The sequence below is a fragment of the Serratia sp. KG1D genome, from assembly GCF_037150675.1.
Taxonomy (GTDB): Bacteria; Pseudomonadota; Gammaproteobacteria; order Enterobacterales; family Enterobacteriaceae; genus Serratia; species Serratia nematodiphila.
Genome location: NZ_JBAGIH010000001.1, coordinates 1514620 through 1541612, shown reverse-complemented (window position 1 = coordinate 1541612; position 26993 = coordinate 1514620). Strand labels below are relative to the sequence as shown.

The 26993-nt window shown below is 59.5% G+C and carries 21 protein-coding genes; 15 read left to right on the top strand and 6 right to left on the bottom strand.

The features are described from left to right. Positions 1-3 precede the first annotated feature (3 nt). Positions 4-747 carry a sulfite exporter TauE/SafE family protein gene (locus WFM45_RS07620; RefSeq protein ID WP_336954992.1) on the bottom strand — a complete coding sequence of 248 codons (744 nt, stop codon included), beginning with the start codon at positions 745-747 and terminating at the stop codon, positions 4-6. A gap of 107 nt (positions 748-854) precedes the next feature. Between WFM45_RS07620 and WFM45_RS07615 the strand changes: the two genes are divergently transcribed. Next, the gene (locus WFM45_RS07615) at positions 855-1736 is read left to right on the top strand and encodes a LysR family transcriptional regulator (protein WP_033633115.1); all 882 of its coding nucleotides are present in this window, start codon (positions 855-857) and stop codon (positions 1734-1736) included. A 6-nt stretch (positions 1737-1742) separates the two neighbouring features. Here WFM45_RS07615 and WFM45_RS07610 read toward each other — a convergent pair whose 3' ends face one another. From WFM45_RS07610 to WFM45_RS07595, 4 genes are all read right to left on the bottom strand, one after another. Then, positions 1743-5315, bottom strand: a complete 3573-nt coding sequence (locus WFM45_RS07610) for a molybdopterin cofactor-binding domain-containing protein (RefSeq protein WP_336954991.1) — start codon at positions 5313-5315, stop codon at positions 1743-1745. Continuing rightward, positions 5308-5850, bottom strand: coding sequence for a (2Fe-2S)-binding protein (locus tag WFM45_RS07605; RefSeq protein ID WP_004938615.1), 543 nt, complete (start codon positions 5848-5850; stop codon positions 5308-5310). The genes WFM45_RS07610 and WFM45_RS07605 overlap by 8 nt, the downstream gene beginning before the upstream one ends. An 85-nt stretch (positions 5851-5935) precedes the next feature. Continuing rightward, a complete protein-coding gene (locus tag WFM45_RS07600) occupies positions 5936-6409 on the bottom strand; it encodes a MarR family winged helix-turn-helix transcriptional regulator (protein ID WP_004938613.1) in 474 nt (157 codons plus the stop codon). 66 nt (positions 6410-6475) lie between these two features. Beyond that, positions 6476-7534, bottom strand: coding sequence for a 2,5-dihydroxypyridine 5,6-dioxygenase (locus WFM45_RS07595; RefSeq protein WP_082997562.1), 1059 nt, complete (start codon positions 7532-7534; stop codon positions 6476-6478). 326 nt (positions 7535-7860) lie between these two features. Here WFM45_RS07595 and WFM45_RS07590 point away from each other — a divergent pair, with 326 nt between their 5' ends. From WFM45_RS07590 to WFM45_RS07570, 5 genes are all read left to right on the top strand, one after another. Then, positions 7861-9012 (top strand): FAD-dependent monooxygenase, encoded by a 1152-nt coding sequence (locus WFM45_RS07590; RefSeq protein ID WP_076740247.1) that lies wholly within the window; start codon positions 7861-7863, stop codon positions 9010-9012. After that, positions 9009-9803 carry an alpha/beta fold hydrolase gene (locus tag WFM45_RS07585; protein WP_336954990.1) on the top strand — a complete coding sequence of 265 codons (795 nt, stop codon included), beginning with the start codon at positions 9009-9011 and terminating at the stop codon, positions 9801-9803. Before WFM45_RS07590 ends, WFM45_RS07585 begins: the two co-directional genes overlap by 4 nt. A 15-nt stretch (positions 9804-9818) precedes the next feature. Beyond that, a complete protein-coding gene (locus tag WFM45_RS07580; RefSeq protein ID WP_015377793.1) occupies positions 9819-10571 on the top strand; it encodes a maleate cis-trans isomerase family protein in 753 nt (250 codons plus the stop codon). 9 nt (positions 10572-10580) lie between these two features. Then, the gene (locus WFM45_RS07575; protein WP_336954989.1) at positions 10581-11210 is read left to right on the top strand and encodes an N-carbamoylsarcosine amidohydrolase; all 630 of its coding nucleotides are present in this window, start codon (positions 10581-10583) and stop codon (positions 11208-11210) included. Between the two features lie 142 nt (positions 11211-11352). Next, complete coding sequence (locus WFM45_RS07570; RefSeq protein ID WP_004938595.1) at positions 11353-12663, top strand: MFS transporter; 1311 nt, start codon at positions 11353-11355, stop codon at positions 12661-12663. Between the two features lie 72 nt (positions 12664-12735). Here WFM45_RS07570 and dcp read toward each other — a convergent pair whose 3' ends face one another. Next, the gene (dcp, locus tag WFM45_RS07565; protein WP_103085575.1) at positions 12736-14937 is read right to left on the bottom strand and encodes a peptidyl-dipeptidase Dcp; all 2202 of its coding nucleotides are present in this window, start codon (positions 14935-14937) and stop codon (positions 12736-12738) included. 326 nt (positions 14938-15263) lie between these two features. Between dcp and WFM45_RS07560 the strand changes: the two genes are divergently transcribed. From WFM45_RS07560 to WFM45_RS07525, 9 genes are all read left to right on the top strand, one after another. After that, entirely contained in the window at positions 15264-15527 is a 264-nt protein-coding gene (locus tag WFM45_RS07560; protein ID WP_134942532.1) for a hypothetical protein, read from the top strand. Then, a complete protein-coding gene (locus tag WFM45_RS24650; protein WP_438270564.1) occupies positions 15524-15811 on the top strand; it encodes an E492 group microcin in 288 nt (95 codons plus the stop codon). The genes WFM45_RS07560 and WFM45_RS24650 overlap by 4 nt, the downstream gene beginning before the upstream one ends. Positions 15812-15891: 80 nt before the next feature. Continuing rightward, complete coding sequence (locus WFM45_RS07555) at positions 15892-17418, top strand: MchC protein (protein ID WP_336954988.1); 1527 nt, start codon at positions 15892-15894, stop codon at positions 17416-17418. An 18-nt stretch (positions 17419-17436) separates the two neighbouring features. Next, complete coding sequence (locus WFM45_RS07550) at positions 17437-17877, top strand: toxin-activating lysine-acyltransferase (protein ID WP_072010105.1); 441 nt, start codon at positions 17437-17439, stop codon at positions 17875-17877. A 27-nt stretch (positions 17878-17904) separates the two neighbouring features. Further along, a complete protein-coding gene (locus WFM45_RS07545; RefSeq protein WP_336954987.1) occupies positions 17905-21711 on the top strand; it encodes an AMP-binding protein in 3807 nt (1268 codons plus the stop codon). Next, entirely contained in the window at positions 21711-25853 is a 4143-nt protein-coding gene (locus WFM45_RS07540; protein WP_336954986.1) for a non-ribosomal peptide synthetase, read from the top strand. The genes WFM45_RS07545 and WFM45_RS07540 overlap by 1 nt, the downstream gene beginning before the upstream one ends. Positions 25854-26103: 250 nt before the next feature. Next, positions 26104-26364 carry a hypothetical protein gene (locus WFM45_RS07535; protein WP_016927848.1) on the top strand — a complete coding sequence of 87 codons (261 nt, stop codon included), beginning with the start codon at positions 26104-26106 and terminating at the stop codon, positions 26362-26364. Positions 26365-26388: 24 nt separating this feature from the next. Next, positions 26389-26556, top strand: a complete 168-nt coding sequence (locus tag WFM45_RS07530; protein ID WP_153303158.1) for a hypothetical protein — start codon at positions 26389-26391, stop codon at positions 26554-26556. A 42-nt stretch (positions 26557-26598) separates the two neighbouring features. Then, the gene (locus WFM45_RS07525; RefSeq protein WP_072010106.1) at positions 26599-26886 is read left to right on the top strand and encodes a hypothetical protein; all 288 of its coding nucleotides are present in this window, start codon (positions 26599-26601) and stop codon (positions 26884-26886) included. Positions 26887-26993: the final 107 nt, after the last annotated feature.

The following is a 26993-nucleotide window of genomic DNA, read 5'->3' as shown; positions in this document are numbered from 1 at the left end:
CAATTAATTGAATCGCCAAATAATCTCAACGCCCAGGATTAATAACCCAATAAAGAAAAGGCGGCGAAACAGCTGCGGGCGACAATGACGGCGCACCCTCTCCCCCAGCCACATGCCGGCCAACGCCGGCAACAGCGACAGCAAGGAAACGCCGAGCAACGAGCCGGGCAGCGCCTGATGCCAGGCTAATCCGGCGGCCAGCGCCAGCGTCGAGACGGTGAACGACAGCCCCAGCGCCTGCACCAGCTCATCGCGCGCCAGGCCTAACGCATTCAGGTAAGGCACCGCCGGAATGACGAACACCCCGGTGGCGCCGGTCAGCGTACCGGTCACCAGGCCGCACAGCGGCCCCAGCCAAGGCTCTGCCTCGGCGGAAATGCGCCAGTCGAAACGGGTGAATCCCAACAGGGCATAGCCGATCAGACACATGCCCAGCGCCAGCGGCGCCAGGCCGCCGTCGCCAGCAGTGAGCGTTCCGGCGCTCAACAATGTGCCCAGCGTGACGCACAGCATCATCGGCCAGAGCCGCCGCCACAGCGCCCACAGCGTCGGCCCGCACAGCAGTTGCCACAGGTTGGTGATCAGCGAGGGCAACAGCAGCAGCGCGGCGGCCTGCCCCGGCGGCATCATCAGACTGAGCAACCCCATCGACACCGTCGGCAACCCCAGACCGATCGCCCCTTTGACCGTGCCGGCCAGCGTAAAAATGCCCGTAAGGGCGACAATTTCGAGTAACGTCAGCGACATGCGTCTATCCTTATGGCGAATCAACGGCTCGATTGTGGCCAGCGCCGCGCCGCGGCACAATGCGGCAATGACAGAGCCTGCCTGCGGCAAAGACAGAGGGAAAACGCATGCATTTTGACTTTATCGATCTGCGGCTGTTGGCGGCGGTGCTCGAGACCGGCAGCATCACCGCCGGCGCCGAGCGCGTCGGGCTGTCGCTGGCCGCCGCCAGCGCCCGCATGCGCGGGCTGGAGCAACAGGCCGGCGTAGCGCTGCTGACGCGCAATCCGCGCGGCGTCCAGGCGACGCCCGCCGGTGAGCGCCTGTTGCATCACGCGCGAGTGCTATTGCAGCAGCGCGACCGGCTACGCGGTGATATGGCCGAGTTCGCGCCGGGCCAGCGCAGCCAGCTGCGCATCGTCGCCAATACCGTCGCCGCCGACGCCTTTTTGCCGGAGCTGTTGGCGGATTTTCTGATGCTGCACCCGCACACCGATATCGCGCTGGAAGAGCTGCCCAGCCCGGCCATCGCGCAGACGATCGCCGAACGAGCGGCGGATATCGGCATCGTCGCGGACCACGCCGATCTGCGCGGGCTGACAAGTTACCCTTTTCGCCAGGATCGTCTGGTGCTGGCGCTGCCGCCGGGGCATGCGCTCAGCGGCCGCCGGCAGGTCAGCTTTGCGGACGCGCTGCCTTTTGATTTCATCGGCCTGCCGGAAGAGAGCGCGCTGCAACAACATCTTGAGCAATTGGCGATACGCAGCGGCGGCCCGATGCGATTGCGGGCGCGTGCCGCTCATTTCGACGCCATCTGCCGCATGGTGCTGCGCGGCGCCGGGCTGGCGGTGGTGCCGGAAGAGAGCGCACAACGCCAGCCGGAAATTCGGCACAGCGCACTGCCGCTGACGGACGATTGGGCGACCCGGCGCCTGTCGATCGCGGTGCGTGACCCGGCGCAGTTGCCGCTGCCGGCGCAGCGGCTGGTGGCGTTCCTGCGCCATGCCTGAGGCGGCTCAGTGCATGCCCGGCTCTGCGCGCAACCGCGCAACCTGCGCCTCCACGTCGCGCCAGGCCGGTTTGTCGCCGGCATAGCGTTGGCGTAAATAATTCACCAGCGCCGTTACCTGCCGATCGGAAAAACTGTCCTTAAAGCCCGGCATAAAGCCCAATTCGGCGGTGGCCGGTTTGGGGATCCCTTGCAGGATCACCTTGATCAGGTTATCGGGGCGATCGCTGAAGATGTTGGTGTTATTGGCCAGATCCGGGCTGACGCCGAACAGCTGCGGCCCGCCGGCGGCGGCGCTGTGGCAGGCCTGGCAAGCGCCCTGAAACAACCGCTCACCGGCAAGTTGCCCCACCGCCGGCAATGCGCGAGCCGCCAACTGCGCCTGCGGTTCCACGTTCAGCGTCGACTTGGCGCTCAGCGACATCACATAATTGGCCATCGCCCGCAGATCGCTCTGCGGCAACGTCGCCAGCTCGCTCACCACCGGCCCCATCGGCCCGGCCGCCACGCCGTGCTCGGCGGAATGCCCGCTGCGGAAATACTGAAACAGCTGTTCCTCGGTCCAGGGTTTTTCCGCGTTGGCCAATTGATTCAGCGCCGGCGCTTCCCACCCGTCCACCATCCCCCCCGCCAGGAAAGCCGCGCCGCCCTTTTCCGCCCCCAGCAGGTTGCGCGGCGAATGGCAGGCGGCGCAATGGCCAAGCCCGTTGACCAGATAAGCGCCGCGGTTCCATTGCGCGCTTTGTTGCGGATCGGGTTGATATTCCCCCTGGCGCAGGAACAGCGCGTTCCAGCCGGCCATCAGCGGCCGCAGGTTAAACGGGAAACGCATCTGATTGGCCGGGTTGCTCTGGCGCACCGCCGGTTGCGACATCAGATAAGCGTACAGCGCCTGCATGTCGCCGTCGGTCATTTTGCTGAAGGCGGTGTAAGGAAATGCCGGATAGAGGTGGCGGCCGTCGCGGGCGATACCCTGGCGCATCGCCCGATCGAACGCAGTAAACGACCAGTTGCCGATGCCGGTTGCCACGTCCGGGGTAATATTGGTGCTGTAGAGCGTGCCGAACGGCGTCGCCATCGCCAGCCCACCGGCGTTGGTCGCCCCTTCCGATGCGGTATGGCAAACCGCGCAGTCTCCGGCGGCGGCCAGCTGACGGCCGCGCTCCAGCGTGGCGGCCGACCAGGTGCCGGCGCCGGGCGTCGCCACCGGCGCGATCTCCGCCCGCCACGGCAAGGCGCTGCCGGCGATGCCCAGCACGGCGCCGAACAGCCCCGCCGCGCCGCCGAACCACCATTTGCCGCGCTTCTTTTTCTTGGGCGGCGCGGCCTGCCGTTCGGCATCCGGCCCGTTCAGCGCCTCACGCAGCTTGTCCGAGGTGATCGGCAGCTCGCGAAAACGAATGCCGGTGGCGTCGAACACCGCGTTGGCGATGGCCGCCGCGCTGGGCACCGACGCCGACTCCCCGGCGCCCAGCGGCGGATCGTAAGGGCGCGGCATCATCACCACGTCCACCTCCGGCACCTCCGGGAAGGTCAGGATCGGGTAGGCCCCCCATTCTTTGGCGGAGACCGTCGATTCCTCAAAGGTCACGCGCTCTTTCAATACCCGGCTGGTCGATTGCAAAACATTGCCGTGAATTTGGTGGCGCACGCCGTCCGGGTTAACCATCATGCCCGCGTCGTGGCCGACCACGATGCGCGTCACCGCCACTTCGCCGCTGGCTTTGTCGATCGCCACGTCGGCCACCCAGGCGGCCCAGGCCGCGCCAAAGCCGGGAAACTTGCTGTGGATGTAACGGGCATAGGCAAAGCCGCGCCCGCGCAGCACGCCGTCTTCCGCCGGGGTCTGCATCGGTTCGGTATGCGGCGTCCAGCCGGCGCGTTCTGCGGTGCTGCGCATCAGTTCACTGGCGCGTTCATCATTGATGTAGCGCAGCCGATACTCCAGCGGATCGACGCCGGCGGCGTGGGCCAGCTCATCGATATAAGACTCGTGGGCGAAGGTGTTGGGCAAGGCGGAAACGCCGCGCATCCAGGAGGCGCGCACGATCGGCGCCATGTCCTCGATGCTGACGCGCAGCGACGGATACTCATAAGGCGGCACCGAGGTGCGATCGCCCATTTCATAGGCCACCGGCAACGGCTCGACCCGGCCGGTCAGCAGCAGCGCCAGCGTCGGCGCGCCGTTGGAAGGATAATAGGTGCGAAAATCGTAGGCGACCGGGTGCCCGGCGGCGTCCAGCCCGCCGTCCACCTCCATCAGTTGCGCCGTGCCCTTCGGTTCCCACACATGTTCTTGCTCGCGGGTCAGCTGCATCCGCACCGGCCTGCCCACCGCGCGCGACAGCAGCGCCGCGTCGGCGCAGACGTCATCGGCGCAATTGCGGCCATAGCAGCCGGCCGCTTCCATGCGAACGATCTCGATCTGCGCTTCCGGGTACTCCAGCAGCCAGGCCAAATCGGCGCGCAGCAGGTGCGGGTTCTGGCTGCCTGACCAGACCTGCAGACGTTCCGGCCGGTAGTCCGCCAGCGCGCAGGAAGGGCCAATCGAGGCATGAAGCTGATACGGCCACAGGTAGCTGCGGGTGAAACGCCTGTCGGCCGCCGCCAGCGCCGCGTCCACGTCGCCGGTATCGTGCACCACCCGGGTCGAATGCGGGTTGTCGCGCAGCGCCTGCGCCACGTCGGTCATCTGCGGCAAATTGCGCCGCCAGTCTTTCCAACTGACCTGCAGCGCCTGCGCCGCCTTGACCGCCTGCTCTTCGCGTTCGGCGACAATGCCGATGAAATCGCCGATCACCACCAGTTTGACGATGCCGGGAATATGCGCGATCGAGGTTTCGTCCACCGCCAGCAGGCTGGTGCCGACAAATTCGCCGCTGTCGTACCCGGCATAGGGCGGCCGCACTACCCGGCCGTGCAGCATGTTCGGCAACCGCATATCGTGTACGTAAGTGGTTTCGCCGGTCGCCTTGGCCGGAATATCGACGCGCGCGGCGCTGGTGCCCACCAGGCGATACTCCGCCTGCGGTTTCAGCGGCGCGTCGCCGGAAATCGACAGCTCGACATGACCGCCGGCCACCAATTCGGCGTAGCTGAGCGCCTGCCCCTGCGGGCTGCGGATCACGCCCTCCTCCAGCGTCAGCTGTTCCACCGGCGCATCGAAGCGCTGCGCCGCCTGGCGCAACAGCCAACGGCGCGCTTCGGCGGCGGCGTTGCGCAGCGGCACGGCGGCGATCTGCAGCGTGGCGCTGGCGATGGTGGCGCCCTGATTCGGCGCGCGCTCGGTATCACCCAACACCATCTGCACCTGATCCATGCGCAGGTACAGCTCTTCGGCGACGATCTGCCCGAGCGCGGTGCGCACGCCGGTGCCGAGATCGACATGGCCGTTAAAGGCATAGATTTCACCGCTGCCGCACAGGGCGATAAACAGCCCTTGCTCCTTGGGCTTCAGCACCGGCGTTTGCCCCTTGGGCACCAGCCCCGGCGGCGGTTGCACGCTGTCGACGATCAGCAGCACGCCGTCGCGCTGCAGCAATTCGGCCTGGCTCGGCGATGGGGTACGGGAATCAGTCATGATCGTGGGCGTCCTCATCGCGGCAGAGAATGATGGCGCGCTGAACCGCACGCAAGATTTCAAGATGGGTGCCGCAGCGGCACAGATTGCCGGACAGCGCCTGACGGATCTCCGCCTCACTCGGGGCGGGATTGCGATCCAACAGGGCTTTGGTGGTCATGATCATGCCATTGAGACAGTAGCCGCATTGCGCCGCCTGCTCTTCAATAAAGGCGCGCTGCACCGGATGCGGGCGCTGGCGAGTGCCGAGACCTTCCAGGGTCACGATCGCCCGGCCGGACACGCCGAGGGCCGGGATCACGCAGGAGCGCGCCGCCACGCCGTCGATCAGCACGGTGCACGCGCCGCATTCGCCCAGGCCGCAGCCGTATTTTGGGCCGTTGAGCGCCAGATCGTTGCGCAGTACCAGCAAGAGCGGCGTATCCGCCATCACCTGCGCATGAAGCTGTTCGCCGTTCACCGACAGCATCAGCGGATGCTCCGTCAGCGTGGTTTTCGCGCCTTCCCTGGGCGATTGCACTTCAGATATCGCCATTGTTTGCGTCTCCGCCTGCACTTGATGGTCTTATGGGCTGGCCTCTCGCCACCGACCACCAGGCAACCGACGTTGCGCGGGCGAATCAGCCGGTGGCAGGGTCTTCCAGCATTTTATTCAGCAGGAATATCAGCGCTATCCGTTCGGCCGGGTTCAGCGTGCCGAACGTCAATTCTGTGATTTTCGCCGCCTGCGGCACCGTTTCCGCCAGCAGCGCGCCGCCGGCGTCGGTCAGGCCGACCACCACCTTGCGCCGATCCACCGGATCCGGCGTCACCGTGATCAGATCGCGCGCCTTCAGCCGCTCGACGATGCCGCGGATGGTGGCTTGATCCACCGCCGTCACCTGCACCAGCTCGGTCAGCGAGCTCGGCCCCATATCGCGCACCGCGCACAGGGTGATGAACTGCACCGCCGTCAGCTGCGAATCGCCGACGTTTTGCTGGAAAATCGCCACGTGGCGCTGATAAACCTTGCGCAGCAGGTGCCCGACTTGCTCGGTAAAATGATAATTTTCGGGTTGGCCGCTCACGGCTGACGGGTATTCGGGGGGCGTCATTGCGTTACTCTCACCATCTATGGAATCCACGAGAATAGTACAAACCCCCGCCGTTGGCAGCAACGATTACGCCCGGCGCACGCGCGACGCCTCCGGCGCCACCACTTCCCCGTCCGCCACCACCGTTTGCCCATCGAGACGAATGTCGCAGCGGCGCAGTGCGATGTCCATATGGCAAGGCGTTTTGCGCGTGCCGCCCACTTCGGTATTCGGCCCGGTGGAGAACAGGAAGTTGCCGTAGAACGCGCGCGCGTCCATGCACATGCCGTCGTTCTTGTCGTGCAGGCCCATCGCCGTCCACTGGGCGCGGGGCTGCAGACCCCAGCCGATGTGCGAGATGCCGTACACATCCGGATCGTCGAAGTATTTCATGTATTCGCGCAGGTATTCCGCCTCAAAACCGCCGTGAATGCGGGTGACGAACCCTTGTTCGATCTCCAGCGTGATGCGTTCGCGCGCATAGCTTTTGAACGGCAGCAAGATATCGCCAACCTCCAGCACCAACACGCCCTCCGCCTGCTCCTCATTCGGCCAGGTGAACAGGAAACCGCTCGGCCAGTGATCCCAGCGCCCCGGCTCATCGGCATAGCCGTACTCGGTCACCGTCGGGTATTGCCCGAGCGGCGCGCGGAAATCGCTGCCGGCGGCGGAGGTCACCTGCATCAGCTTCGCCTGCTCCAGCACGGCGGCGGCGGCCAGCACCCGCGCTTTGTCCTCCGCGTTGGGCAACATGCGCGCCAGCACCTCCGGCGGCTCCACCGCCAGCAGGATGCGGGTGCCGGTTTTCAGGATCTGTTCCTGCTCCGGCGAATGCAGCAGCATCATGGTATCGACGATCAGGTCGGCGGCCTCCAGCGCACGCTGCGCCGCCAGGTTGCCGGTCAGCGCGGTATCGCCGCAATAGGCGGTCATGTCGTTGCCCATCGCCCGCGGATGGTTGAACGCCGGCAGTTCGACGGCATACACCCTGGCGCCCAACCGCAGCGCCGCGTCGGTCGCGGCGCGCACCGTGCGCGCATCGGAATAATGGCTTTTCAAAATCGCCACGCTCTGCGAAGCATCGACCTTCGACAGCGTAAGCACCTGCTCGAACAGCTGTACCAACTGGGTTTCATTGACCGCCATGGCCTGTCTCCTGTCTCGTCAAGGGTATCCGACGCCCGCAAGGCGGCGGTTATTTTTCAAGCGATTTAAAGCGAACACACTCATTTCATCTAAGTCAAAAAAGGAAAAGAAAGCAAGCCACAGATGGCCATCATAAGAAAGTCCTATTTCATGCCTTATCAATCCTGTGATTAACATGAGTTTAACAGTAATGCGCTGTCAATTAGCGTGAGCAAGATCTGATTTAACACTTTTGCAACTTTGCGTTATCTAGTGCATACACTATAAATCAATCGTCCAACCACGCGTTGGGCCTACGCTGAAAAAAGCCAACAGACAGGGGAAACATGATGAGCAAACAACCACGCATCGCCGTCGTCGGCGCCGGGCTGGGAGGCGCCGCCGCCGCCGGGCTGCTGCAAAAAGCCGGCTTTACCGTCGATCTGTATGAGCAGAGCCCGGCGTTCTCGCGCCTCGGCGCCGGCATTCACATGGGGCCGAACGTGCTGAAGATTTTCCGCCGTCTCGGTATTGAGCAACGGTTGGAGCAGATGGCGTCTCATCCCGATTTCTGGTTCAGCCGCGACGCCGAAAGCGGCGACTACCTGTCGCGCATCGAACTGGGCGCCTTCGCCCGCCGGGAGTACGGCGCCGCCTATGTGACGGTGCACCGCGGCGATTTGCAGGCGTTGCAGCTCTCCGCGCTGCAGCCCGGCACCCTGCACTTCGGCAAATGCCTGAGCAAGATTGAAGATCGCGGTGACGAGGTGGCGCTGAACTTCGTCGATGGCACCTCGGCCCACGCTGATATCGTGATCGGCGCCGACGGCATCAACTCGCGCATCCGCGAGCATCTGCTGGGCGCCGAAGCGCCGACCTACAGCGGCTGGGTGGCCCACCGCGCGCTGATCCGCGGCGAGAAGCTGGCGAAATACAACCTGACGTTCGAAGACTGCGTGAAGTGGTGGTCGGCGGATCGCCATCTGATGGTCTACTACACCACCCAACGGCGCGACGAATATTACTACGTCAGCGGCGTGCCGCACCCGGCCTGGGATTTCCAGGGCAGCTTCATCGACAGCAGCCGCGAAGAGATGTTCGAGACCTTCGCCGGCTACCATCCGATCGTGCAGGCGCTGATCGAATCCAGCGAACAGGTCACCAAATGGCCATTGCTGAACCGCAAACCGCTGCCGTTGTGGAGCGAAGGCCGTCTGGTGCTGCTCGGCGATGCCTGCCACCCGATGAAACCGCACATGGCGCAGGGCGCGGCGATGGCGATCGAAGACGCCGCCATGCTGACCCGCTGCCTGCAGGAAACCGGCCTCGGCGACTACCGCACCGCCTTCCAGCTGTATGAAGCCAACCGCAAGGAGCGCGCCTCCAGGGTACAGGCGGTGTCCAACGCCAACACCTTCCTGCGCACCCAGGAAGATCCGGCCTGGGTTTACGGCTATGACCTGTACGCGCAAGCGCTGAAATCGGAGAACGCCGCATGAGCACCTTCCTCTACGGCGCCCACGTTCACGCCAACAACATTCGCCAACACTATCTGCGCTACGGCGGCCACGGCCCGGCGCTGATCCTGGTGCCCGGCATCACCAGCCCGGCGATCACCTGGGGCTTCGTCGCCGAGCGGCTGGGGGAAAAATACGACGTCTACGTGCTCGACGTGCGCGGCCGCGGTTTGTCGTCCAGCGGCCCGGAACTGGCTTATGACGCAGAGACCTGCGCACAGGACGTCAACGCCTTCGCCGCCGCGCTGAACCTGGACAGTTACGCCCTGCTCGGCCATTCGATGGGCGCCCGCTTCGCCCTGCGCGCCGCCGCTTTGCGGCCCGCCGGCGTGCGGCGGCTGGTGCTGGTCGATCCGCCGGTTTCCGGCCCCGGCCGCCGCGCCTATCCCGGCCAATGGCCGTGGTACGCCGACTCCATCCGGCAGTCGCTGCCGGGCATGAGCGCCGAGCAGATGCGCGCCTTTTGCCCAACCTGGAGCGAAGAACAGCGTCAGCTGCGCGCCGAGTGGCTGCATACCTGCTACGAGCCGGCTATCCAACGCGCCTACGACGATTTTCATCAGGTGGACAGCCACCGCGACTACCCGCAGCTGACCATGCCGACGCTGCTGATGGCCGCGGGCAAAGGCGGCGTCATTCAGCCCGAAGACCGGGCGGAGATCCGCGCGCTGCAGCCGGAGATCGCCATCGTCGAGGTCGAGAACGCCGGACACATGATCCCGTGGGACGATTTCGACGGCTTCTTACGCGCCCTGGGCGATTTTCTGGATTAACTGAGGAACACCGACATGAGCAACCACTACCGCATCGGCCAGATCGTGCCCAGCTCCAACACCACGATGGAAACCGAGATCCCGGCGATGCTGGGCGCGCGCCAGCTGATACGCCCGGAGCGTTTCACCTTTCACTCCAGCCGCATGCGCATGAAACACGTCAATAAAGAAGAATTGGCGGCGATGGACGCCGAGTCCGACCGCTGTGCGCTGGAGCTGTCCGACGCGCGGGTCGACGTGCTCGGCTACGCCTGCCTGGTGGCCATCATGGCGATGGGGCTGGGCTACCATCGCGAATCGCAGGCCCGGCTGGCACAGGTGACGAAAGACAATCAGGCCGCCGCGCCGGTTATCAGCAGCGCGGGCGCGCTGGTCAACGGCCTGAAGGTGATCGGCGCCAAACGCATCGCGCTGGTGGCGCCCTACATGAAACCGCTGACCCAGCTGGTGGTGGACTACATCCAGCACGAAGGCATCGAGGTCAAGGTATGGCGCGCGCTGGAGATCCCGGACAACCTCGAAGTCGGCCGGCACGATCCGGCCAGGCTGCCGGGGATCGTCGCCGAGATGGATTTACGCGAGGTCGATGCTATCGTGCTGTCCGCCTGCGTGCAGATGCCTTCGCTGCCGGCCGTCCCGACGGTGGAGGCCCAAACCGGCAAACCGGTGATCACCGCCGCCATCGCCACCACTTACGCGATGCTGACCGCGCTGGAGCTGGAGCCGATCGTCCCCGGCGCCGGCGCCCTGCTCTCCGGCGCCTATTGAGGAGGCAGAATGAACGACACCCTCAGCGACAACTATCGCGGCGTCTGGGGCCAGCGCATCGGCTTCGGCCGGCGCCCGGCGCTGCTGGCGATCGACTTTATGCAGGCCTACACCACCGAAGGTGCGCCGCTGTTCGCGCCGGGCGTAGTAAGCGCAGTCGAGGAAAGCCGCGAGCTGCTGGCCTGCGCGCGCCGAACGGGAATTCCGGTGATCCACACCCATATCCGCTATCATGCAGGCCATTTTGCCGATGGCGGCCTGTGGGTCAAGAAAGCGCCGGTGATGAAGGACATGGTGGAAGGCAACCCGCTGGCGGCGTTCTGCCCGCCGGTGGCGCCGCAGGGCGATGAGGTGGTGCTGAGCAAGCAATACGCCAGCGCCTTCTTCGGCACCGCGCTGGCGCCGCTGCTGGTGGCGCAGGGGATCGACACGCTGCTGATGATCGGCTGCTCCACCAGCGGCTGCATCCGCGCCAGCGCGGTGGACGCGGTGCAACACGGCTTTCGCGCCATGGTGGTGCGCGAGTGCGTCGGCGATCGTCACCCCGGCCCGCACGAAGCCAACCTGTTCGACATCGACAGCAAGTACGGCGACGTGGTGCACAAACGGGAGGCGCTCGACTATCTGAACCGGTTATGAATCAACGATTCACCTGCAACGACAATAACGAAGGCGCAGACAGCGCCTCAGGCGACCGCCCGAAACAGGGCGGCGTCCATGCAACGCAAACACAACAGGCGCCTCCTGCGGAGGCCAACACGCACCACCTGGAGACAACATCATGGCCATTGTCGACACCCCGCTGGCGGGGAAAGCGGACGCAGAATCGCTGCTGCTGTACCGCAAAATCACCTGGAAACTGATCCCGTTTCTTTGCCTGTGTTATCTGGCGGCCTACCTCGATCGCATCAACGTCGGGCTGGCCAAGCTGCAGATGGCCGACGCGCTGCAGCTGAGCGAAGCGGCCTTCGGCCTGGGCGCCGGGCTGTTCTTCGTCGGCTATATTCTGTTCGAGGTGCCGAGCAACCTGATCCTGCAGCGCGTCGGCGCCAAGATGTGGATCGCCCGCATCATGATCACCTGGGGGCTGCTGTCCACCGCCACCATGTTCGTCACCACGCCGACGCAGTTCTACGTCATCCGCTTTCTGCTCGGCGTGGCGGAGGCCGGTTTCCTGCCCGGCGTGCTCTTTTACCTGACGCTGTGGTTCCCGACCTATCGCCGCGGCCGCATCATCGCGCTGTTCATGATCGGCCTGCCGCTCTCCAGCGTGATCGGCGGGCCGCTCTCCGGTTGGATCATGGGCCATTTCGACATGCGCCACGGGCTGCACGGCTGGCAGTGGCTGTTTCTGCTGGAGGGCATTCCCAGCGTGCTGTTGGGCGTGCTGACCTTCTGGCTGTTGCCTAACACTTATCAGCAGGCCAAGTGGCTGACGCCCGAGGAAAAACAGCGCATCGCCGACGATTTGGCGCGTGACGACGCCGAGGCCGATCACGGCAAGCACAGCTTCCGCGACGGCTTCTTCAACCTGAAGGTGTGGATGCTCGGCGGCATCGACTTCGCCATTCTGCTCAGCGCCTACGCCATGGGCTTTTGGATGCCGACCTTCATCAAAACCGCCGGCGTCACCGACATCACCACCATCGGCTACCTGACGGCGATCCCCAGCGTCGCCGCCCTGCTCGGCATGCTGCTGATCGGCAGCAGTTCGGACCGGCTGCGCGAACGGCGCTGGCACATCATCGTGCCGTTTATCGTCGGCGCGTTGGCGATGGCCGGCAGCACCTTCTTCACCCACAACGCGCTGGCCACGGTGCTGCTGTTCTCCATCGCCCAGGCGGCGATCATCGGCGCGGTGCCGGTGTTCTTCAGCCTGCCGGCCACCTTCCTGCGCGGTACGGCGGCGGCGACCGGCTTCGCGCTGGCCTGTTCGCTGGCCAACATCGCCGGGCTGGTGAGCAATTCGCTGATGGGGCTGGCGCTGGATCTGACCGGCAAGAGCGGCGGCGCGCTCTGGGCCTTCGCCGGCTGCCTGCTGCTCAGCTCGCTGCTGGTGGTGGCCCTGCCGGCCAAGGTGGTGAACCGCTGACTGTCGGCCAAGCCAAAAAAGACGAAGGGCGCATAACGCGCCCTTTTGTTTGCTTACCGGGAATGGCCGTACTTACTCGTCCTTCAGCCCGCGGTTGATCAGCATCGGCTCGATGCTCGGCTCTTTGCCGCGCCAGTCGATGTACAGCTTCTCCAGATCCTGGCTGTTTCCGCGCGACAGGATCATGTCGCGGAAGCGCTGGCCGTTTTCGGCGGTCAGACCCCCGTGTTCGGTGAACCACTGGAAGGCGTCGTCCGCCAGCATTTCCGTCCACAGATAGGCGTAGTAGCCCGCGGCGTAGCCGTTACCCCAGATGTGCTGGAAGTAGCTGGAACGGTAGCGCGGCGGCACATAGCTGAGATCCACCTTGTCTTTTTGCAGCGACTCGGCCTCGAACTTGTCGACGTCCTGCTGCGGCTGATCGGCGGTCAGCATATGCCAGTGCATGTCCAGCAGCGCGGCGGACAGCAGCTCGGTCATGCTGTAGCCCTTGTTGAACTTGTCGGCCTTCTTGATCTTGTCGACCAGTTCCTGCGGCATCGCCTCGCCGGTCTGGTAGTGCTTGGCGAAATGGCTGAACACTTTCGGATCGCTGACCCAGTGCTCGTTGAACTGCGACGGGAATTCGACGAAGTCGCGCGCGGTGTTGGTGCCCGACAGGCTCGGGTATTCCTGATCGGCGAACATGCCGTGCAGCGCATGGCCGAACTCGTGGAACATGGTGATTACGTCGTCATACGACAGCAGCGCCGGCTGCCCCGGCGCCGGTTTGGTGAAGTTGGCGACGTTGTAGATCACCGGCCTGGTGCCGTTGAGCTTCGACTGATCGACGAAGTTGCTCATCCAGGCGCCGCCGCCCTTGTTGTCGCGCTTGAAGTAATCGGTATAGAACAGCGCCAGCGATTTACCGTCCTTGTCGAACACTTCATACACCTTGACGTCCGGCTGATACACCGGGATGTCCTTGCGCTCTTTGAAGCTGATGCCGTACAGCAGGTTGGCGGCGTAGAACACGCCGTTGTTCAGCACGTTGTTCAGCTCGAAGTAAGGTTTGATCTGCGATTCGTCCAGATCGTACTTGGCCTTGCGTACCTGTTCGGCGTAGAACTGCCAGTCCCAGGCCTGCACCTTGAAGTCGCCTTTCTGCTGATCGATCACCGCCTGTATGTCTTTGGCTTCACGCTCGGCGCGCGCGGTGGCCGCCGGCACGATGTTGCGCATAAAGCTCAGCGCGGCATCCGGCGTCTTGGCCATCTGGTTCTGCAGCTTCCAGGCGGCGTAGTTCGGGTAGCCCAGCAGTTTGGCCTGCTCGGCGCGCACCTTGGCCAGACGCGAAATGGTCTGACGGGTATCGTTGCCGTCGCCCTTCTCCGCACGCGTCCAGGAGGCGTCGAACAGCGCTTTGCGGGTGTCGCGATCTTTCAGGCTCTGCAGCAGCGGCTGTTGCGTGGTGTTCTGCAGCACCAACAGCCACTGTTTCTCCAGCTTGCGTTCGGCGGCCGCCTGCGCTGCCGCAGCCAGCTCACCTTCGGACAGACCGTCCAGCTTCGCCTGGTCGGTTATCGCCAGCGCGCCGTTTTTGCTCGCCGCCAGCAGTTTGTTGGTGAACTGGGTGCTCAGCGTCGCCGCTTCCTGGTTCAGCGCCTTCAGCTTGGCCTTGTCGGCGTCCGACAGGTTGGCGCCCGCCAGCTCGAAGTTCTTGTAGGTCACTTCCACCAGCCGGCGCGATTCCGGATCCAGCTTCAGCGCATCGCGATCCTGATAAATGGCCTTGATGCGCGCGAACAATTTGCCGTTGAGCATGATGTCGTCGTTTAACGCCGCCAGCTTCGGTGAGGTCTCTTCATCCAGCTTCTGCAGCGCGTCGCTGGTGTTGGCCGAGGTCATGGCGCCGAACACATTCATCACCCGCGTCAGCAGCGAACCGGCCTGCTCCAGCGCCACGAAGGTATTTTTAAAGTTGGGCTTGGCCGGGTTGTTGGCGATCTTCTCCACCTCTTCCCGCTTTTGCTTGATGCCCGCAGCGATCGCCGGCGCGTAGTCGCTCTCCTTGATCAGGTTGAACGGCGGCGCCTGGAACGGCAGACGGCTTTGATAGAAGAACGGATTTTGAGTCTTTTGCTTGTCGTGCTGATTGGCTTCACCGGTCACGGTAGCCTCCTTCGCCTGGCCGCTGGGCAGCGCGCTATGGTCGGCGTGAGGTTGGGTTTCTGCTGCCTGTGCCTGCGAGCCCAGCGCCATGCCGATCGCCAGCACCAATGTGGATAAACGCATCAAATCGAAACTCCTCCATGTTCACGGAATAAGGTCTCGGGGAATGGCTCCCTCTGAGTCATCACCTAGCTTAGGCGCAGTTGGCAGTTTGAGCAAAAACAAGTGATTAGAAGTTAGCCGCTTCGCCAACCATGACCAAAACCGCTATGACGTCGCTGCTTCCCATCATCGACACATAGTAACCAAAAGAAATGATTCTATGATTAATTAATTCAGTTACATGATAAACAAAGAAGAATCATAAAATACCCTGTTGACTTATCAGGTTACCCAATGTAACTTGATGTAAATTTTGATTAATGGAGCTAATCAAATTGGATCTTATAATGGAAATAGTTCTTATTGTCATTTTCATCCTCATTATCAGTGTGGTCTATAAAAACGCCAAGAAGAAAGGCTTGCGCACATACCACATCGTCATGCTGTTCTTGATATTTCCCCTTGCCGTATTTTTAGACTACTGCCTGCAGCGCCAAGCGATCCTTTTGGATACGGCCGCCCTGAAAACCACGGCAAGTTATGGTTTGCCGATGGCGATTATTTTTTCGTTTGTTTTATCTATCACCTCTCGCAAGAAGGAATTTAAATGAGAGCCTTAACGGAAGCTGAATTGTCGTGTATTAACGGATCCGATGGCAACGATTCTTATAATCCGACGTCACTCATTGTCGGTAGCCTGAGCACAATAGCGAAATTACCCACCCCTGTATCATTAGCCGTGGGCGTCGGGACGGAAATCGCTATTCAGGCCGCACCGCACATGCCGGTTAACGTTGCTATTCCACAGGTTCCTATGGGCCCAACCTGGAATGGCAGTGGCGGTGGTCGCCCTTCACCTTCTTCGTCACTTTCAACACCGGACTCTTCAAATTAAAAAATCGCAACCCTATTCCCCTTTGTAAAACAAGGCCGAAATTTAACTTACTCTGCACCAATAAAAATAACGATTAAAAAATGAAAAACCTTGCCATGCTTCACGAAAGTTTGATTCCTTTCGTCGCAAAAAAGACAGGCTCTCAATTACTCTGGCACAATGCATTAAGCCCTGCCGAGCAGGACGAACTGAAAATAGAGGCCAGCTATCTCATCGAAGAAAATAATCGCCATGCTATTTTTGATGAGGGCACGCCGCTCTTAAACGATGAAAAAGTCTTTTTCGCCGAACGTTATGGCGGCGGCGCTATTTCGCGCAACGGCGGTGGCGCACGCTGTGGCTTTGATGGGCGATGGCAGATTAAAGGCATCGGGGCCAATGCGTTAGTCGGTCAAGGGGCCAAACATGTCGATGGCGAGTTGACAATGACCGGTGCAGTATTGGAGGCATTATGGGGAAACGTCATGGCCAAACTGCTGCCTTATGGCGCCGTGCCCAATAAGGCAATCTTGCTGACCGACAGCCCCATTGCCACCCTCTATTCTGCATCGGCAGGAGGCCCCCATAACCGCAAGGCGTTGCTGGTGCGCGAGCCCGTCGTTCGCCCTGCACATTTTTGCCGCGCGCCTTACTATCATCCTCATGATGCGATGCAAAGGCAACCTTCGGATATTGAGCGGACCGAAAAACTCATTGTCGCCGCACCTTCTTTTCTGCCTCGTCCCTCTGAGTTTGACGCTGCACACTGGTTGGCATTGCCCCAGGAAGAACGCGCATTCTACGGGCTCTGCGAGCTTGCCCGGCGTCTTGCGACGCAGATCGCTTACTGCCGTACCCGCCATTTGGTAATGATGACCTCCCCCTCCAATTGCGATATGGCTGGCAGGCTGTTGGACTTTCATGGTGTTCGCAGTGTTTTTCCCGCAGAACGTCGCGATCCCGGACGCAGCTACATTCAACACAACAAACTCAACGAAGACGCCCCTTTGTTGCTGAGAGGCGTGCAAGATCTCGCTTTTTATTTAGCCAAGCATCAATTCGGCCCGGTATTTCTCGCGGCAGCGCACCAAGGCATCGGCGCCGCCTTTAATATGGCCTACAATCGGGCCTGCCTGCTGGATAATCTCGGTATGGCGGGTTTTGACCCTGCATTCTTACAACGCCTGCCCCTCACCGCCGAGTGGTTCGCCTTAGGCGAACGCTTGCAAAAAATGTTCGATTTGGCTCCCGGCGTCTTTACCCGTCGACAAGGCCTGGGCCAGGGAAATGCGCATCCGGCGATTGCCCTGTTGCACCGGCTCATCGACACGGCCGTAAAGGTCCCCACCGAACAACAGGGTGCGACCGCGGAGGAGAGATTTTCTCTGGCATTCCATCGGTTATGCGCGAAGTACCTTCAGGAAACATCAGCAGGCCAAACCGCCGCCGGATTACAGCAGGCGATGAAGCAGACCGTCACCAGAAGGTTGGGCTCCCGCACGTTCATGCGCCGTGAAGTGATTTTTAAAGACATTACCAGCTGGCGCGGCGAAGTCAGCGAGATCACCGAACAATTGCAAACCTATCTGGATCGTTTCGAGCGCCAGGCGATCAACGTATTACAATAATAACGCTGAGGATATTTCGTGAGTTTTATCAAAGAAAGCCACCTGGGTAAAAGTAAGTTCAGTCAATACGAGAGCCTGGGTTTCGCCGTTAGCTGTATGTTGATGAATAAAAATTACAGCTTATACCATATAAAAACGTTGCAGCTATGGACTCAGGAAGCGATTAATCAAAATCAATTTAAAATATTATTCGATCATTTGGATAATCCATTGGGGTATATAACCTGGGCCTACCTTCGAGATGAGACGCTGGGCCGACTTATTAACGATCCGCAGTTTCTTCTCCATAACTCAGAGTGGGATGAAGGCGGCACGCTGTGTATTTTAGATTTTTGCTGCAAGCCAGGCAGCGCCCATTTATGTTTGGAACATCTTAAAACAGCTCACCCAGTCGCAGAACGTCGCACGGTTGTATGGCGCTCCCGCCGAACGGGAAAGCTGATGACGGCAAAAAGATAAAGAAAAATAACTATCAGGGATGAGGCGATGAGCAAGCATCAATTATTGGATTCACAAGTTGGATTTTACTATGGCACCAAGATCGGCGATGACAAATCGGGCTATAACATCGCGGAATATGTCGAAATAAATCACACTCTCGATATCGCAAGAATGAAACGCGCCATTCATCGTGTCATCAGCCAAACGCCGACGCTGCACGTTTTGTTTGATGAAGATAACGGCACGCCTTATCAATATCCCGTCACCGCCAACATCTCAGTAGAATGGGTGGATCTTTCGCAGCAGGCCGACGGTATGGCCTCCGCTATCGAATTAATGGAAGCGGATGCTGAGCGCCCCTTCTCGTTGAACGCTGAGCCGTTATTCAGACAAAAAATCATCAGGCTGGGTGAGAAACGCTTTCTGTGGTATTTCTGCAGCCACCACCTGCTGCTTGATGGTTACGGCACTTATTTGCTGATCCATCAAGTAGCGCAGGCCTACCGAGATCAGACGCAGCATCCGCAAGGCGCCCCCACGATCGATGCTTTGCTCATGGCTGAATCTGAGTATAAACAGTCAACGACCTATCAAGCTGATAGGGATTTTTGGCAAGCGATCTGCACCTCACTGCCAGATCCGATAACGTTAGCCTGCACCAATATTCCCTCGGGACAGACAATCCGCCATGTGACGTCGTTACCCTGTCCTGCCGAACGCCTTGCACTGCAAACCGGGCACCCTTCTTGGCTGGCGCGCACTTTTGTAGCGGTGATGGCGTATTTGTACTTATGTACCGGCAAGAAGCAGCAAACGATCGGCGTACCAATGATGGCGCGAACAGACGCCCTGACGAGGCAGGCGCTGACTTGCAAGACCAACGTGGTTCCTTTGACTCTCGATATTGAGGACACCGCCTCATGCCGACAGTTGGCGCAAACCATTGAACACATACTCAAGCACCTCAAGAAACATCAGGCGTTTCGTTACGAAGAGATAAAAAGTCTGAGGAGCGTCGCCAGTCGCTCGCCGTTGTTCAACATCGTGGTCAATATCATTCCATTTGAAGCGGCAGCCTCATTTGCTCCCGCGCAGCGCAGCGAAATCCGTAATTTACGCTCAGGAGGCGCGCAGGATCTGGTCTTCAATATGCGCCCCGATCTCGATAACCAAACGCTTAGGCTGGAGATCGATGCCGATTCAGGGCTTTACGATACGGCCAGCCTGGTGCGGCACTGCCGGGGGATACAAACCTTGTGCGCCTTGCTGTACGACGATCCGGAAAATCTTTCCGTCGCGGCATTGCGACAACATTTCTCGCTCTCGCTGCTGGGTAAAACCGCCAACGACAACGTGGTCGATATAATGCAACGTATCGAACGTGCCGCTATTCAAGCGCCGCAACGCGCGGCGATCCTCACGCCTGCACACGCTTCGTCACCGCTCAGAACACTGTCTTATGCCGTCCTGCAGCAACAGTGGCATGCACTGGCCGATGCCCTGACCCCTGCTCGCGCCGCGCACACCGTGCTGTTGCTCGACTTGCCGCAAGGGCCGGAAGCCATCATCTGCATGCTTGCTGCGCTGCAATTGAAAATGCCGTTCGTCAACCTGAATGCCAAAGGGGATGGAGCGTCTCATCATCAGCTGCTTGAACAGTTTAGCGACGCTATCCTGATTACCGATCGCACTCTGCCCTCCTTTCATTCCGAACCTGACGCATTGGCGCATTGGCACGCATCGACACTCGATATGCCGACGGATTTCGCGCGCTTCACCGTGTTTCGCCGACAAACATCGACCGAGGCGCCAGCGTTCCCGGCCGGAACCGGCTATCTGATGTTTACCTCCGGCTCGACAGGAATGCCTAAAGGCGTGATAGGAGCCCGACATGCTCTCAACGTTTTTGTCGATGCGGCGATAAAATGCTATGGCATTCAACCGCACGAACGCGTGTTGCAATTTGCGCCCTTGCATTTCGATGCCTGCATTGAAGAAATTTTCATGACGCTGGGTGCCGGCGCCCACCTGTGTATCGCCCCCGAGACCGTCAAGCATAACTTTGCCGCGTTATTCACATTCTGCGCCGACCATCAAATCAGCCTGTTGGATCTGCCGACCGCCTACTTTAATGAGATGCTGTTCGCCTCCGGCGGTGAACAGACACTGCCGCCGACCGTCACTACCGTCATCATCGGCGGTGAAAACCTTTCACCGCGTGCCAAAGAACGCTGGTTCGCGCGCTATCCCAAAGGCATAAAGTTATTCAACTCTTATGGCCCAACCGAGACAACCGTGGTGGCGACGGCCGCGGAGATCAAAAACGATGGCGCCGCGGTGACGATAGGCACACCGCTGGACGGTATATACACGGCAATCGTCGGCGAGGATCTCAGGCTGTTGCCGCTCGGCTGCAGTGGCGAATTACTGATCGTCGGGGCTACCGTCGGCCTGGGCTATTTGCATCAGCCAACGCTGAGCGCGGAAAAGTTCGTCACCTTTGAGGTCAACGGCCATCTCATGCCCGCCTTTCGCACCGGCGATATCGCCTGCCAGCTTCAAGATGGGCAGTTGGTGTTCCTTGGGCGCAAAATACGTGAAGCGAAAATCGCCGGGCAGCGCGTCAATATGGGTGAAATAGAAAGTTGTCTGGCCCGGTTGCCCTCAATTATCGAGATTGCCGTGCTGGCCAAAAGCGGCGATGCGGGAACGGAACTTTACGCGCATTATCACAGCCGGCAGCCACTCAGTGAGGCAATGCGCCGCACACTGTATGGCGCATTGCCCAATGCTCATATTCCTCAGCGCTTCGTGCATCATCTAACGCCGCTGGCCAAACTGGCTAACGGCAAGATTGATTATCACTCCCTGGAAAGGCAATCCCGGATGCCCGAACCCACACGGGAATTACGTTCGACGACCTTCAACACCCTGGTGCATGAGGTTTGGCTGGCGACGCTGGGCAGTGACGATGGCGACTTCTTCACGCTCGGCGGCGACTCCCTTCAGGCTATAAAAATCATTAACGCGCTTAACGCACACTGCCAGTTGGATCTGAACCTGAGCGACATTTTTGAACATCCAAGACTTGCCGATTTTTGCCGACACCTAACGCAATTGGCCCATGCACGCTACGGCCTGGATCAGCAGCATCTGGACATCCGTTGCGCTATCGGCCGCTGTCTATCAACCGAGGCGCCGACCAGCAACCGGCTGTTTATTCAATCTCCCGAAGGCGCAGATGAACGGCTTTTGTTAGCCGCCCTCGCTGACAAGCACGGTGTGGACATTCTGTCGCCGCAGGCGCTGCCGTTGCATGCTGATTGGCCGCTGAACGCGATCATATTCAACGTACCGAACGAAGCCACGCAATATGCACCTTGGCTCGACGCGCTTTCGGCCCTGCTGCATTCCCTGCCGGACCGAGTTAACTACATGATATTTATGCATGATACGGTAGGCGGCGCCAATCTCACGCAAGGCCTGTTGCACGATTTTCGGCATGAGCGGCTGCTGTTGCTGCATAAAGTCAATTCGCGCCAGCAAGCCGTCGACGCCGGCGTTACTGAGTTGATAACCCTTTCTGCACGGCTTGGCTATTTCCCGCACATCCGGTTCGATACGGCCAATGAGCGATTGAACGGTTGCGTACTGAAGATCTTCGGTTTCGAAGATGGTGACAACATCGATCATCGCGCCGCCTTCACAATGGCGCAGCGGAGAAACCCGGGAGTGCAGTTGTGTAGCTTGTCACATTGGCTGAATCTGATTTCCGCCCACAGCGACAAACGCCCGAATAAAAGCGGTCGAACAGGGAAAGCTATCAACGTCAACATGGAAGGAGTGCACTGATGAGCGTCATCGGCCTGATCAATCTGATGGAACTGGCGAAACAGGGAGCAACATTCGGCGAGCTGTCGCCTCGCCGCCAAACCATCGAGCATGTCGACGCCGCCGTACTCCGTACGGTGCAGGAAGACATCATCGCCTTTTTATCTGTCTGCGCGCCAGATAATTCAGAGCGACACACCGGGGAGAAGCCGTGTTACACCGTCAATCACTACGCGGGGCAATACCTGTGGCTGTATGAAAACTTCACCAAGAACAGCCCGCTGTATAACATTCCAATCGCCAAAGAGATTCTGGGGGACTTTGAACCCGCGCGTTTGCTCGCCGCGCTGAAAAAACTGCTCAAGCGACACGGCGCGCTTTGCGGTCGCTACCGGCTCGACGGTGAAACCATCACCGTTGACATTGCGCATCCTGATGAAACCATTTTCGAACACTGCCTCGAGGACATCAGCGGTCTGAATAGTGAAGAGCAGCAAGAAAGTATACTGGCTGCGCTTAACGCCCAGTGTACGATGCCGTTTGACCTCGGTGCTGAGTATCCCCTGCGCTGCCGAATCTTGAGAAAGAGCGCGCAGCACCACTATCTCTTCTTGACCTTTCACCATTGCGTGGTCGACGGCTGGACGGCCAATTTGCTGGTGGATGAACTGAGCCGTGATTATCAAGCGCACGAAGCGCATTGCCATTATGACAACGGTCAGGCTTTTTTCCGGTTTCTTGAGGATCCTTTCCTCGCCGTCGCTAATGTCGATGACAGCCTGGCATTTTGGCGCGATGAACTGGATGGTGCGCCGGAAAAACACGCGCTTGAATACGATATCGCCATCACGGAGGCAGGCAAAACGCAGAATATCGTCAGAACATCGCTGGCGGACGAACTGCAGCCAGTGCTGACTCAGTTAGCCAAACATAACGGTACGACGCTGTTTACGCTGTTGCACTCCGCCTTCGCCTTACTGATTGCCAGAGCATCTGCGACGGATCGCGTGGTCATCGGCAGCCCGATCGCCAACAGGAACGAGCCGACGTTAAACAGCGCCGTGGGCAGCTTCGTCAACACGGTCGCTCACCAATTTCGCGTCACTGGCGACGACAGTTTCACCACGCTGCTGCAGAAGAACGCGAATAAATTTGCGCGCGCCTTCAAACATCAGGGGTTGCCCTTCTCTTACCTGGTTGAACAACTCAAGCCCACGCGCGGCAAGTTCCACCCCATTTTTCAAATCATGTTCGTCTGCCAACATCGCAAAAGCAACGAACTGAATGTTGGCCGTGCACAGGTTAACACCCTGCCGAGACGCTATGCGCCGCCCAAGTTTGATTTGGTGCTGGAAGTGATTTCCGGCGCAGAGGGCATTCTGTTGGAGTGGCAATACAACGCCAAGCTGTTTACGCCGGAGCGCATTAACGGATTGGCGCAAGCTTACGCATTGCTGTTGCAGCAAATTGCCTGTGATCCTTCGCGGGCCGTCGACCACTATTCGCTGGCGCCAATGGCCGATAACCGGCAATTGCGACAGCTCTCCGTCGGGCAGGCGATGCCAGCATGCTTGCGGCAACCTCTTTCTGATCGGCTGTTACGCGCTGCCCACCAGCATACGGATCGCCCGGCGTTGTTCGAGGGCGACCAGGTGTGGCATTACGATCGGCTATTGCGCCACGCCGGCCTCGTGGCGCATTGGCTGATAGCCCATACCGCCCCAGGCGCACTCATCGCCATCGATCTTCCACGCGGCGCTCATCAAGCTATTGCGGCGCTCGGCGTGATCCTCGCCGGACGCGCCTACTTGCCGTTGGCCGAAGGATTGCCGGATGCCCGCGTAGCGGCCATTATGCGAATATCGGGTTGCGCCTGGGTTTTGAGCAACCTGGCTCACCATCGCGCCCGCTATCCGCAGACAACCCGCGTTCAGGATCTGGAGGCGCTGTTTTCCCGCCATGTCACAGGCACAGCGCCCTTCCCGCCAGGCGAAGCAGAAGCGCTCGCGTATGTCATTTATACGTCGGGGACGACCGGCACGCCAAAAGGCGTGGCTATGGAACACGGCGCCGTCACCAACACCCTACTGACCATGAACCGACTGTTTAACGTCTCTCATCGTGACAACGTATTGGCTCTCGCCGACCTGGCCTTCGATTTATCGGTCTATGACCTGTTCGGCAGTTGGCTAGCCGGCGCATCGGTAACGGTGTTATCGCCGCACCACGCTAAAGAGCCGTCAGCATGGCTACATGCGATACGCCAGCGGCAAATCAGCATCTGGAACTCGGTTCCCGCCATCTTGCAAATGCTGGTGCAATATTGTGCACAAGAAAACATCCTGTCGCTGCCTCAACTGCGGCATATTTGGCTGAGCGGCGATCGTATCTCTCCGCGGCTGATCGCCCAGGCACATCAGCTTTGCCCCAACGCCACCATCACCAGTCTTGGTGGTGCCACCGAAGGGGCAATATGGTCAATTTATCATCCAGTTACACGGGATACGCACTACAGAAACGCCATCCCCTATGGAACCGCATTGCCGAATCAGAGCATGTGGGTGTTGAATGAAAAACTTGAGCCGTGCGGTTTCGGCGTTACCGGCGACATTTATATCGGCGGCGTTGGCGTTGCCCGCGAGTATTGGCGGGATAGGCAAACCACCGCCGGCAGCTTTGTTCTTTTCCCAACTACCGGTGAACGCGTGTACCGCACCGGCGATCGCGGCCGTTGGCACCGCAGCGGTTATATCGAGTTTCTCGGCCGCGAAGACCAACAGGTGAAACTGCAAGGTTTTCGCGTCGAATTGGGTGACGTCGAATTCGCACTCAAAAGCAGCAAACTGGTCGCTGAAGCATGTGTCCTCTGTCGCGATGAAACCGGGAACGGCACACCGTATCTGGAAGCCTATATCACATTGACCGAGGCGGGGAAAGCCAGCGTCCAGGCGGAGCGAAGAATACGCGAAGAGGTTACGGTCGTATTGCCCGCGTATATGGCGCCATCCCGATATCATCTCATTGAACGTTTCCCGCTTTCACGCAACGGCAAATTGGATCGCACCTTGCTATCGCCAGGAACCGAGCGGAGTCAGGCCAGCGATGCGGCTGCGCCAGCCGCATCCGCGGAGCTCATGCTGCTACGAGAGCTGTTGGCGGATACGTTAGGCTGTACTCCAGACAAGATCGACCCACATGCCAGTTTCTTCAGCAATGGCGGCAGCTCGCTTTCCGGCATCACGTTTTTGGGCAACATCAAGCGCGCCCTTAATGTGGAATTAACCCTGGCGGAAATCCTTGGCTACTCACAGCTCGATAAACTTGCCGAGCGTCTGCGCGATAGCGCACCCCTGCCGTTATCGATGCTGTCCGGCGCAGCCGATCGCTCCTCCCTGCCCACCTTGTATTTGGTGCATGGTGCCGGTGGTCAGGTGCATCAATATGCAAAGTGGACAAAACAGCTTTGCGCCTGCGCCAACATCATCACCATCGCCAGTCCGGGATTGGCCGCGCCAGGTGCAGACGACACACTCACCCTGCAGCGATTGGCCGCCTCTCATTTGGCGGCCATACCGCGTGCCAAACGCGACACTGCCGTTATCGCCGGCTGGTCATTGGGCGGCCAATTAGCTGTCCATATAGCGGCGCAGGCGACGGAACAAGGCGCGCCTTTTGCGCATGTGGTGGTTGTCGACAGCGGTTTGCCCGCCCGGCAACCCTCAGTGAATCGACGTTTCAGCGTGGCGCAAAGTTACCTCAGTCTGTTCGACTCTCTCGGTATTGCGCGACATTTGTGTCGGCATCAAGCAACGAATGCGATAGAGAGCTTCGCCAACGAGATAAAAATGCACTATGCGCTGAATCAGAGCGTGCTTGCGGAGAAGATCACGCTGGAACATGCCGAAGCCTTTTGTTGGGCGCTGAAAAAATCGTTTGAACTGACGAATAACGCCGGTCCTTTGCCGCAGATAGCGATACCGCTTACGCTTTGGCTCAGCCAGCAACGTCAGCGTAAACAGCCCAATCTTGCACAACGCTGGGAGAGGCAATCCTCACATGGCGTTCAACTCACCTATTGTGCAGAAACGCATTACAGCATTTTAAACAACGCTCAACTTCTTGAAGCGCTAACGCGGCTGCTCCGCTCGTTGTCAACATCATGATATTAATGCGAGAAAATTCCCATATCCCATCAAATCTATCGAGGCACTGATGAAATTACCCAGCAGTTGGATTTTTTTGTTCTGTTTTTACTATACATTCATGGACATTTTTTATTCGTTATTTTTTACCGAAGACAGGAGGTTTACCAGCACAATCATTCAATCCTTTATCTTTTCAACCTTGCTAGTGGCATTTTTCTGGTATCGGAAAACTGCAAAAAACAAACACCAATAATATAAGGAAGTAGTTATGAGAGAGCTTACAATTAATGAAGTTAACTTTATCGCGGCCGCTGGGGATTTCAGCTATGCGGAATTGGGCGGGGCCGTCGCTGCCGGCGCGGTTGGTGGCGCGATGACCGGCGCCATGGCCGGCGGTGTCGGTGCCGGCCCAGGCGCTGTTGCCGGTGCCGTTATCGGTGGTGCCGCCTATACCGCTGGCAAAATGGTGGAATCCATGTTAGGTGGCAATAAACAAACATCGACGAATAATCCTGCCGACAGTAACTAATGTCGGAAGATTCGTGTTTATCATATGAAAAAGTTACTCATTATCTTGTTCGCCATTTTAATTGGGCTTATTGCTGGCACGATTGCGGATTATTTCACCCTCAATCGTTTCTTGAAATACGCTCTTATCGCCTTTGCCGTTATCGTCACGCATAAATTGCTCAATAGCGATCGCGGGCAACGCTCGGCATGATGAATGTGGCTTATTTTAAAATTTAATGATTAAGGAAAAAATATGCGCAATCTTACCTCTGAAGAATGTTCAATCATTTCCGGTGCAGGAGATCGCAGCGGTACATTGACGGTTTCCGCAGAAACTGTCGGCGCAGCGATCGGCGGTGGCATCGGTTCTATCGGCGGCGTCGCAGGCGGCGTTGTCGGCACCATTGTCGGCGGTGCTGTCGGGAACTATGTCACCGGCGATCGCGCTCCCGGCTCTATTGGCCCATCAGGCATTCCCTGGGGCGGGAGTAACGGCGGCGGTACCATGTGGGGAAACAACAACAATACCGATTCGAACTGATCGAGGCTCTGCAAGTCTCGCGGCTGACCTCAGCGGTTAACGCTGGCTTCAGCGTCTAAACATCACTTCATGCCAGGGTTATCATTGTGATAACCCTTTTTGTCATG